Annotated in this window: 9 protein-coding genes; 4 read left to right on the top strand and 5 right to left on the bottom strand. The window is 70.5% G+C overall.

Annotation, left to right across the window (positions count from 1 at the left end):
* Positions 1–226 precede the first annotated feature (226 nt).
* Positions 227–1,570: a hypothetical protein gene (locus ACIP82_RS37430; protein WP_400660214.1), complete on the top strand. Its 1,344-nt coding sequence runs from the start codon at positions 227–229 to the stop codon at positions 1,568–1,570.
* 90 nt (positions 1,571–1,660) lie between these two features.
* Here the strand turns inward: ACIP82_RS37430 and ACIP82_RS37425 are convergent, their stop codons facing one another.
* The gene (locus ACIP82_RS37425) at positions 1,661–2,617 is read right to left on the bottom strand and encodes a formylglycine-generating enzyme family protein (protein ID WP_400660211.1); all 957 of its coding nucleotides are present in this window, start codon (positions 2,615–2,617) and stop codon (positions 1,661–1,663) included.
* A gap of 115 nt (positions 2,618–2,732) precedes the next feature.
* Here ACIP82_RS37425 and ACIP82_RS37420 point away from each other — a divergent pair, with 115 nt between their 5' ends.
* A complete protein-coding gene (locus ACIP82_RS37420) occupies positions 2,733–3,302 on the top strand; it encodes a potassium channel family protein (RefSeq protein WP_400660209.1) in 570 nt (189 codons plus the stop codon).
* Between the two features lie 135 nt (positions 3,303–3,437).
* Here the strand turns inward: ACIP82_RS37420 and ACIP82_RS37415 are convergent, their stop codons facing one another.
* Positions 3,438–3,995: a DinB family protein gene (locus ACIP82_RS37415; RefSeq protein ID WP_400660206.1), complete on the bottom strand. Its 558-nt coding sequence runs from the start codon at positions 3,993–3,995 to the stop codon at positions 3,438–3,440.
* Between the two features lie 235 nt (positions 3,996–4,230).
* On the opposite strand from ACIP82_RS37415, the gene ACIP82_RS37410 reads away from it, so the two are divergent.
* Both ACIP82_RS37410 and ACIP82_RS37405 read left to right on the top strand, forming a co-directional pair.
* Complete coding sequence (locus ACIP82_RS37410) at positions 4,231–4,767, top strand: class IV adenylate cyclase (RefSeq protein WP_400660203.1); 537 nt, start codon at positions 4,231–4,233, stop codon at positions 4,765–4,767.
* A 471-nt stretch (positions 4,768–5,238) separates the two neighbouring features.
* Positions 5,239–6,126, top strand: coding sequence for a phosphatidylinositol-specific phospholipase C (locus ACIP82_RS37405; RefSeq protein ID WP_400660200.1), 888 nt, complete (start codon positions 5,239–5,241; stop codon positions 6,124–6,126).
* A 265-nt stretch (positions 6,127–6,391) separates the two neighbouring features.
* Here the strand turns inward: ACIP82_RS37405 and ACIP82_RS37400 are convergent, their stop codons facing one another.
* From ACIP82_RS37400 to ACIP82_RS37390, 3 genes are all read right to left on the bottom strand, one after another.
* Positions 6,392–6,832: a hypothetical protein gene (locus tag ACIP82_RS37400; protein ID WP_400660197.1), complete on the bottom strand. Its 441-nt coding sequence runs from the start codon at positions 6,830–6,832 to the stop codon at positions 6,392–6,394.
* 231 nt (positions 6,833–7,063) lie between these two features.
* Positions 7,064–7,678, bottom strand: coding sequence for a hypothetical protein (locus tag ACIP82_RS37395; RefSeq protein ID WP_400660194.1), 615 nt, complete (start codon positions 7,676–7,678; stop codon positions 7,064–7,066).
* 69 nt (positions 7,679–7,747) lie between these two features.
* On the bottom strand, positions 7,748–8,001 hold a 254-nt coding region (locus ACIP82_RS37390; RefSeq protein WP_400660191.1), incomplete at its 5' end, for a hypothetical protein.

Raw genomic sequence — 8,001 nt, 5'->3', positions numbered from 1 at the left:
CAAGACGCTCGGCTGGAATACCCCAGCCGAGCGTCTACGTGATCTACTCACCACCTAAAACCAAGTGGTGTTGCGACGACCCCTTGAACCCAAGCTCCCGTCCTCGACGGAACCGGGGGCCTTCGTCGTGCCTGCGCGGCCGCCGCTCCCGGGCGCTTCCCGACTGGCCGTCCTCTTTGATCCGTTATCTCCTGGTATGCACCGACCGGAGGAACGGAGTTGAGGCATGTCAGCCAGCGAGCCCACCGAGCCCGGCGAACCCGCCCGGCCCACCGGCGCCACCGGCCCTGCCGCCTCCGCCGACGAACTGGCCGAGCTGCGCGCCCGCCTCAGCGCCGTCGAGGCGCACGCCCGGCAGCCTCCCCGACACCGGACCCGGTCCTTCTTCGCCGTCCTGCTGGTCCTGCTGGCCTGCGTGCTGACCCCGGTCAGCGAGGTCGCGGTCTGGACGAAGTCCCAGGTCACCGACACCGACCGGTACGTGGCCACGATGGCTCCGCTCGCCCGGGACCCGGCCGTCCGGGCCGCCGTCACCAACCGGGTGACCGACGAGATCGTGAAGTACATCCCGGTCGACTCGCTGCTGGACAGCGTCGCCCCCGCCGACCGGCCCCAGCTGGGCGCCCTGCTCGGCACCATCGGCCAGGCGCTCACCAGCGGGCTCACCGGCTTCGTCCACACCCAGGTCGAGCGGGTGGTGGACAGCGACGCCTTCGCCGGGATCTGGACGGAGGTCAACCGGACCGCGCACGCCGCCGTCGACAAGATGCTGACCGGGGAGGGCGGCGGCGCCGTCCAGATCAAGAACGACACCGTGGTGCTCGACCTCGCCCCGCTGATCGCCCAGGTCAAGACCCGGCTGGTGGACAACGGGCTGTCGATCGCCTCGAAGATCCCCGAGATCCACACCCAGTTCACGCTCTTCCAGTCCGACGCCATCCCCAAGGTCCGCACCGGCTTCCGGCTGCTGGACCTGGCCGGCTTCTGGCTGCCCGTGCTGACCGTGGCCTGTGCGGTCGGCGGGGTGCTGCTCGCCGAACGGCGGCGGCGGGCGGTCGTCACCGTCGCCCTGGGCATGGCCGGCGGGGCGCTGCTGCTGGGCCTCGGACTGAGCGTCTTCCGGGTCCTCTATCTGGACCGGCTCCCGGCCGGGGTGGACCAGGCGGCGGCCCAGGCGGTGTACGACACCCTGATTCGCTATCTGCGCTCGGCCGTCCGGGTGGTGATCACGCTGGGTCTGCTGATCGCCCTCGGCGCCTGGATCAGCGGCGCCGGCGCGCACGCCGGAACGGTCCGGGGCCTGTGGCGGTCCGGGATCGGCGGGGTGCGGCACACCGCCGAGCGGGGCGGGGTGCGGCTCGGGCCGGTCGGCCGGTTCGTGCACCGCTGGAAGGGGTGGCTCGGCTGGGTGGCCGCCGCGGGCGCGGGGCTGGCATTCCTGCTCTGGAGCTATCCGACCGTACTGGTGACGCTCTGCCTGGCGCTGGTGCTGCTGGCGGCGCTGGCGGTGCTGGAATTCCTGGACGAGCCGGACGGGGGCGGCGGCGAGCACGTACCCCGACCGGCCTGAAGGAGGAGGCGGGGTCCCTTCCTGAGGGACGATCAGCCACGAGCGGTGCCGGCGTGGGGAGCGGTACGGGGTGAGGCGCGCGGGGCGCCCTCAGTCCCTGATGACGCAGCGGAAGCCCAGGTGGCAGGTGGTGGTGTCCTCGGACTGCGGCATCCGGGCCGGCGGGCGGTAGCGGCGGCAGTAGGTGGGCGCGCAGAGGAACGAGCCGCCCTTGATCACCCGGCGCGGGATGCCGGGCGCGGCCGCGGCGGGGTCGACGCTCGCGGCGCGGGCGTCCGTGACGCGGGCGTCCCCCGCGCGGCCGTTTCCGCCGCAGCAGCTCGGTGTGGTGCCGCGGTGGCGCCCGGTGTAGTGGTCGGCGGTCCACTCCCAGACGTTGCCGATCATGTCGTACAGCCCGAAGCCGTTGGCCGGGTAGCTGCCGACGGGTGCGGTGGCCCGGTAGCCGTCCGGTGAGCGGTTGGTGAGCGGGAAGTCGCCGTGCCAGGTGTTGGCCATCAGCCGCCCGCCCGGAACGAGTTCGTCGCCCCGCTCCCGGCCCCAGGCGAACTCGGTACCCTCCGAGCCGCCGCGCGCCGCGTACTCCCACTCGGCCTCGGTCGGCAGCTCCTTGCCCGCCCAGGCCGCGTACGCCCGTGCGTCGGCGAGACCGATGTGGACGGCCGGGTGGTCGCCGAGCCCGTCGATCGAGCTGTCCGGCCCGTACGGGTGGCGCCAGTCCGCACCGGGGACGAAGAACCACCAGTTGTACGCGTTGCCCAGGTCCACCGGGCGGTCCGGGCTGCGGAACACCGAGGAGCCGGCCACCAGGAGGTCGGGCAGCGCGTCCGGGTACTCCGCGGCGGTCGGCGCGATCTCGGCGGCCGTGACATGGCCGGTGGCGGCGACGAAGGCGGCGAAGTCGTCGTTGGTGACGGCGTACCGGTCGATCCGGAAGCCGCGGACCACCACCCGGTGGGCGGGCGCCTCGTCGGGGTAGTGGTGGTCCGAGCCCATGGTGAAGGCCCCGCCGGGCAGGTGCACCATCTCCGGCCGCTGGTCCGGCATCGTCTCCCCTGCTCCCGTTTCCCGCCTTCTGCGCTGTGCCGCTGGACGTTACGGCACGCCCGGACGGAGCAGTCCGGCGGGCGGCCCGACAGCTGCGCGGCGCAGGCTGAGCAGGATGTCCGAGAACCCGTCACCAGAGCCGCGCGACCGCATCGACGTGCGGGCCTGGTTCTGGCTGTTCGGATCGTTCGCGGTGCAGATGGTCGCGTACTTCAATCTTCCGCTGCGCTTCTTCGGCGACCACCGGCCGGTGGTCAGCTGGCTGGCCTTCGCGGTCATCCTCACCGGCCTGAGCGGGCTGCTGCTGGCCCGGATCACGGACGTCCTGCGCGGCACCGGCAAGCGGCCCGGGGTGTGGCTGGTCTTCCTGATCTGCCTGTCGCTCACCTGCTTCGCCGGTGCGTACTACGTGCTGGCCGGCCACCCTGGCGAGTTCGCGGGCCTGTACACCCGGCTGGACGCGCTGTACTTCACGGTGGTCACCATGGCCACGGTCGGGTACGGCGACATCACCGCGGTCGGGCAGTCGCCCCGGCTGGTGGTGGTCCTGCAGATCGCGTACAACTTCGTCTTCCTCGCGGCCGCCGCGGGGACTCTGAGCAGGACGATCCGCAGCGGCCTGGAGCACCGGGTCCACCGGCACGACCAGGGCGTCCAGCCGACCGACCAGGGCCAGGACGGGTAGAAACCGTCCGCACCCGGATATCCGCACAGTTCCCTCGACCCGCCCGGATCCCGGCCGGTAGCGTCCCGTTCGCCGTTCGGTCGTTGCCCGGGCCCTGTCACCGGTGCGGCGGCAGGACCCGGACGACGGCGCCGGTCAGCCCATGCTCTTGGCCCCGTCCAGGGACTCCCGGACGATGTCGGCGTGGCCGGAGTGCTGGGCGGTCTCGGCGATGACGTGCAGCAGCACCCGGCGGGCCGACCACCGCGCGCCGGACTCGAACCACGGGGCCTTGGGCAGCGGGTGGCCGGCGTCCAGGTCGGGCAGCGCGGCGACCAGTTCGTCGGTACGGCGGGCCACCTCGGCGTAGTCGGCCAGCACACCGGCCAGCGTCTCCTCGGGCAGAAGCCGGAACTCGTCCGCCCGCCGGGCCCAGTCGGCCTCGGTCATGGCGGTGAAGTCCGGCATCGCCGAGGGGCCCTCCAGGATGAAGCCCGCCCAGTTCCGCTCGACGTCGGCGACATGCTTGATGAGGCCGCCCAGGCACAGTTCGCCGGCGGTGGTCCGCAGCCTGGCCTGCTCGTCGGTGAGGTCGCGGGTGGTGAAGCGCAGGAAGTGCCGCTGCTTGGCCAGCGCCTCCAGCAGATCGGCACGCTCGCCGGTCACGACCGGGGCGTCGGCCTGCTCGGGAGTGGCCAGTTCGTTGACGGTCATGATGGCTGCCTTCCGTTGTTCCTGTTCGTCGTCAAGAAGAACGCTAGAAGGGATCTAGGTCAGTTCCTGACCTCTATGGCGGGCGAATGGAGGGCCGATCGCGACGACGATCGGCCCTCCACCCCGCCGATCCGAAAAAGCCCCAGCGGCCGGCGCCGGTCAGCCGCGGCGGTGCCGATGACGCAGAAGATGGCACTCTGTCTGAACAACTACCGTCCCTTAGAGGGCAGTTCATATGAGTACTCAGACCGAGTTCGAGGCGAAGATCCTCAACGTCGACCCCGTGCAGATTCGCGCCATGCTGGTGGAAGCGGGTGCCGAGCACCACGGGGACCGGCTCCAGCGCCGCTATGTCTACGACATTCCCGGTAGGACCGGGACGTGGGTACGACTGCGGGACAACGGAACCGCCGCGACGCTATGCGTCAAAGAGATCCTGACCGACGCCATCGACGGCGTGAGGGAGACCGAGACCCGGGTGGGTGACTTCGACGCCACGAACGCCATTCTCGGCAAGCTCGGTTACCAGCCGAAGGCGTACCAGGAGAACCGCCGTTCGTCCTGGTCGTTGAACGGCGCCGCCGTCGAGATCGACGAGTGGCCGCTCATCCCGCCGTACCTGGAAGTCGAGGGAACCAGCGGCGACCACGTCCACGAAGCGGTGCGCACCCTCGGGCTTCCGGTGGATGAACTCACCAGTGAGAACACCACGTTGGTCTACCGCCGGTACGGCATCGACATCGAGTCGATCCCCCGGCTCACGTTCGGGTGAAAGGGCAGGTCCCCGTGCGCGTGGCCGCACCACCACGAGTCCGCATCGTGCGAGACAACACGGTCCGCATCAAGGTCATTGACGACTGCGGACCGGCCTGCACGTTCTGCCACAACGAAGGCGGCACGGCCCGTTGCCATAGGCCTTGCCGGCTATGACGCTGTCCGGCTTCTTTCGGGGCCGGCCAAGTCCCCGGCGGGGAACCCGAATCCTCTCCGGTACCGGCACGAACCGGGTGCAGTCGGTCTCGTCACGCGCCACCTGATGTTCATCGGCCACACCCACCCGGACCAGGGCAATCAGGACTGGCAAAGCGTCAAACTCGTGGCTGTCCACGATATCCCGGGCCTCAGGAGGCGAAGAGGATGTGTCGCGGGGCGCCCTCCCCCAACGTCACCCCTTCGAACCTGGAGCGTACTTATGAGCCCTACCCGTCGTGACGTCCTGAGGTGGGGAGCCGGAGCAGGCGGTGTGGCAGCCGCCGCCGCGTTCGGTCTTCCGAGCGTGGCCGCCGCCGCAAGCTGGTCCAGCCGGAACTGGATGAGCAACCTGCCCGACAGCCTCCCGCTGACCAGGATGACGATCCCCGGCACCCACGACACCTGTGCCAACAACGCCAACAACGGCACCATGTGGGCCAAATGCCAGAACTGGAGCATCTGGGACCAGTTCGAGAAGGGCATCCGCTTTGTCGACATCCGCCTGAACGGCCTGCAGGGCACCGCGAACGAAATGGGTGTCTACCACGCCAGTTTCTACCAGGACATCCGCTACCAGGACGTGCTCAACGCCTGCGACAACCACCTTCGGAACAATCCGAAGGAGGTCGTCATCATGCGGGTCAAGAACGAGAACTCGGGCGGCCAGGCGCTCGGCGCGGCGGAGTTCCGACGCCGGTTCAACTTCTACCTGGACGACCCGTCGATGAACTTCCGTCCGCGGTTCTGGACCAACCCCTACTGGCCCACCCTGGGGCAGGCTCGCGGCAAGATCGTGCTGGTCGCCGACTTCGACAACCCGTGGACCGTACTCCAGTGGTCCAGTGGCTCGAACAGCTTCTTCCGGACGCAGGACATCTGGGACGGGAACGGCCAGGGCATCGAATACAAGAAGAACAAGATCATCGAGTGGTTCGACGAGGCCTACTTCCACCAGAACGCCGCCGAGATGTACGTGAACCACACCAGCTACGCCAACGGCGTCTGGCCCAGCACCAACGCGGGCAACATCTTCCCGGTGGTCCGCTACTACCTGGACCAGCGGAAGACCGAGCGAATCCACTTCGGCATCGTCCCGATGGACTTCCCCGACTACGACACCGAGGTCCTGCGGCTCTTGATCGACAAGAACTTCATCTAGCCACCCTGCGGGACGCCGGCGCCCGATCCCGGCACCTTCCGGCGAGTGCCCTCGTGTGCGGCCGTTCCTGCCGGCGAGCAACGGCCGGCACGGGCGGTGACGTGACCACCGCCAGGTGATCGCGCCAACACCCGTACCGGCCGCCGGACTTCGGAAGATGCGGCAGGAGCCGCGTCCACTCGTCGTTCGTCAGATCGCCTCGCCCCGCGACCAGAACGAAGATCCCGGGGCGAGGCGGTCACATGATCCGCCGGACAGTCTGCGGTCAGCGGCGTTGCAACGGACACGGCGGGGGTGTCTCGCCGGTCGGGTTGAAGGTTCGGGGGCACGACACGGCCGAGACCGATCGGAGCTGCCGGCCGGGAGTCCAGTACGTCCACATCACGTCGTGCGGGAAGGTGCCGAGGAAAGTCCGGGCGTGCTCCAGCCGGATCGCCGGATCGAGGTCGGTCTCCAGCGCCGGGGAGTCGGCGAGTTGCTTGCCCAGCCACTCCAGTGTCCCGGCCGGGTCGTTCGTGGTGAGCTTGATCTGCGCCGCCGGCTTGGCGAGCCAGTGCATGACCTCCAGTGGTGGAACCGGGCTCGACCACGCGGGCCGTACGCCGTTCTGCGTCTCGGGAGGCCGTCGCTCGACATCGTCGGGACGCTTGTTGCCCGACCAGGCGTAGCAGTGCCAGTGCAGGCCGGGCCTGTTCCAGTGATCCATGAGCGCTCCACCCTGGTCGGGGGCGGGCCCCGCTCCCAGTTGCGCTGGGAACGGGTCCCGCCTTTCCGGTGTGCGTCAGACGGTAGTGGCGAAGCGGGCCGGGTCGATGCCCGACGCGCCCAACTCCGCCGTGTCGAACCGCAGTTCACGGCCGGGGCCCTTGACCTCGCCCATGACCCACAGGCCGCCGGCCACGCCGGGCACCTCGCGCAGGGTCGCGCCCTCAGGTGCTCAGGTGCGGGGAACGCCCCAGTCGTCGAGGATGCGGCCCGCCTCGCCGCCCAGCTCGGGGTGGTGCAGCAAGGTGCGGACCAGGTCGGCCCGTTGGGCGGACGGGCCGGCCTGCCGGACGGCGAACAGGGCGTTGTCGGGGACGAGCGGGTCGCCCTCGTGCTCGCCGAGGGCGGCGGCCAGCGCCCGGTGGACGGCCGGGTCGTCGGCGTAGGGGCCGAACGCCATGGCCACGTACTGCCGCACCAGGTCCTCGTCGCGATCGGCGAAGGCGGCGAGCAGGGCGTCGGCCACCTCCCGTTTCGCGGCGGGGTCGGCCGGCGGCGAGAGGCGGAGGACGGTCGCGCACTCGACGCGGGCGAGTTCGTCCTCGGCCGGGTCCGCGACGACGGAGGCGAGGAAGGCCGCGACGGCGGGGTCGGCCACCGCGTCTTCGAGCGCGGCGACGATCCGGACCTTGTCGTCGCTCCCCGACGGCAGCGAGCGGAACCGCGCGACGAGACGCTCGGCGGGCGAGAACGGCGAGTGACCCTCCCGACGGGTCGGCCCCCGGGAGCCGCGGCGCCCTCCGGGCCAGGTCGGGCCCTTGGCCTTGGGGGTCGGAATGTCGCTCACCGGCTCAGCGTAGTGCGGCTCGCCCCGGTCCCCTCGCCGGATCGGCGAGGGGACCGCGGGATTCGGCCGTCAGGCGGGTATGCGGTGACGCCCCTGGGGGGTGGGCGTACTTTCGGGGCCGTAGTGGCCGGCCTGGCGGGCGATCCAGGTGTATTCGGTGGTGCCGTCGGGGAGTTGGCGCAGTTCCCAGCGGCCGTGGTGGGTGATCGGGGGCGGTGGCGGGGTGGTTGCCCGTTCGCCGGGGTGCGGCATCCTCAGGGTCGCGAGGACGCCGAGGATCACGGTGGCGATCGCGAGGGCGAGGAGGGCCACGAACGCCGCGC

The sequence above is a fragment of the Kitasatospora sp. NPDC088548 genome (assembly GCF_044753005.1).
Classification (GTDB): Bacteria; Actinomycetota; Actinomycetes; order Streptomycetales; family Streptomycetaceae; genus Kitasatospora.
This window is presented reverse-complemented; position numbering and strand designations above follow the sequence as displayed.

What these genes read in the sequence shown, in the direction of transcription:
- ACIP82_RS37425 (WP_400660211.1), bottom strand. Translation starts at nt 2,617, where the DNA reads ATGCCGGACCAGCGGCCGGAGATGGTGCACCTGCCCGGCGGGGCCTTC.
- ACIP82_RS37400 (WP_400660197.1), bottom strand. Translation starts at nt 6,832, where the DNA reads ATGGATCACTGGAACAGGCCCGGCCTGCACTGGCACTGCTACGCCTGG.
- ACIP82_RS37415 (WP_400660206.1), bottom strand. Translation starts at nt 3,995, where the DNA reads ATGACCGTCAACGAACTGGCCACTCCCGAGCAGGCCGACGCCCCGGTC.
- ACIP82_RS37430 (WP_400660214.1), top strand. Translation starts at nt 227, where the DNA reads ATGTCAGCCAGCGAGCCCACCGAGCCCGGCGAACCCGCCCGGCCCACC.
- ACIP82_RS37420 (WP_400660209.1), top strand. Translation starts at nt 2,733, where the DNA reads ATGTCCGAGAACCCGTCACCAGAGCCGCGCGACCGCATCGACGTGCGG.
- ACIP82_RS37410 (WP_400660203.1), top strand. Translation starts at nt 4,231, where the DNA reads ATGAGTACTCAGACCGAGTTCGAGGCGAAGATCCTCAACGTCGACCCC.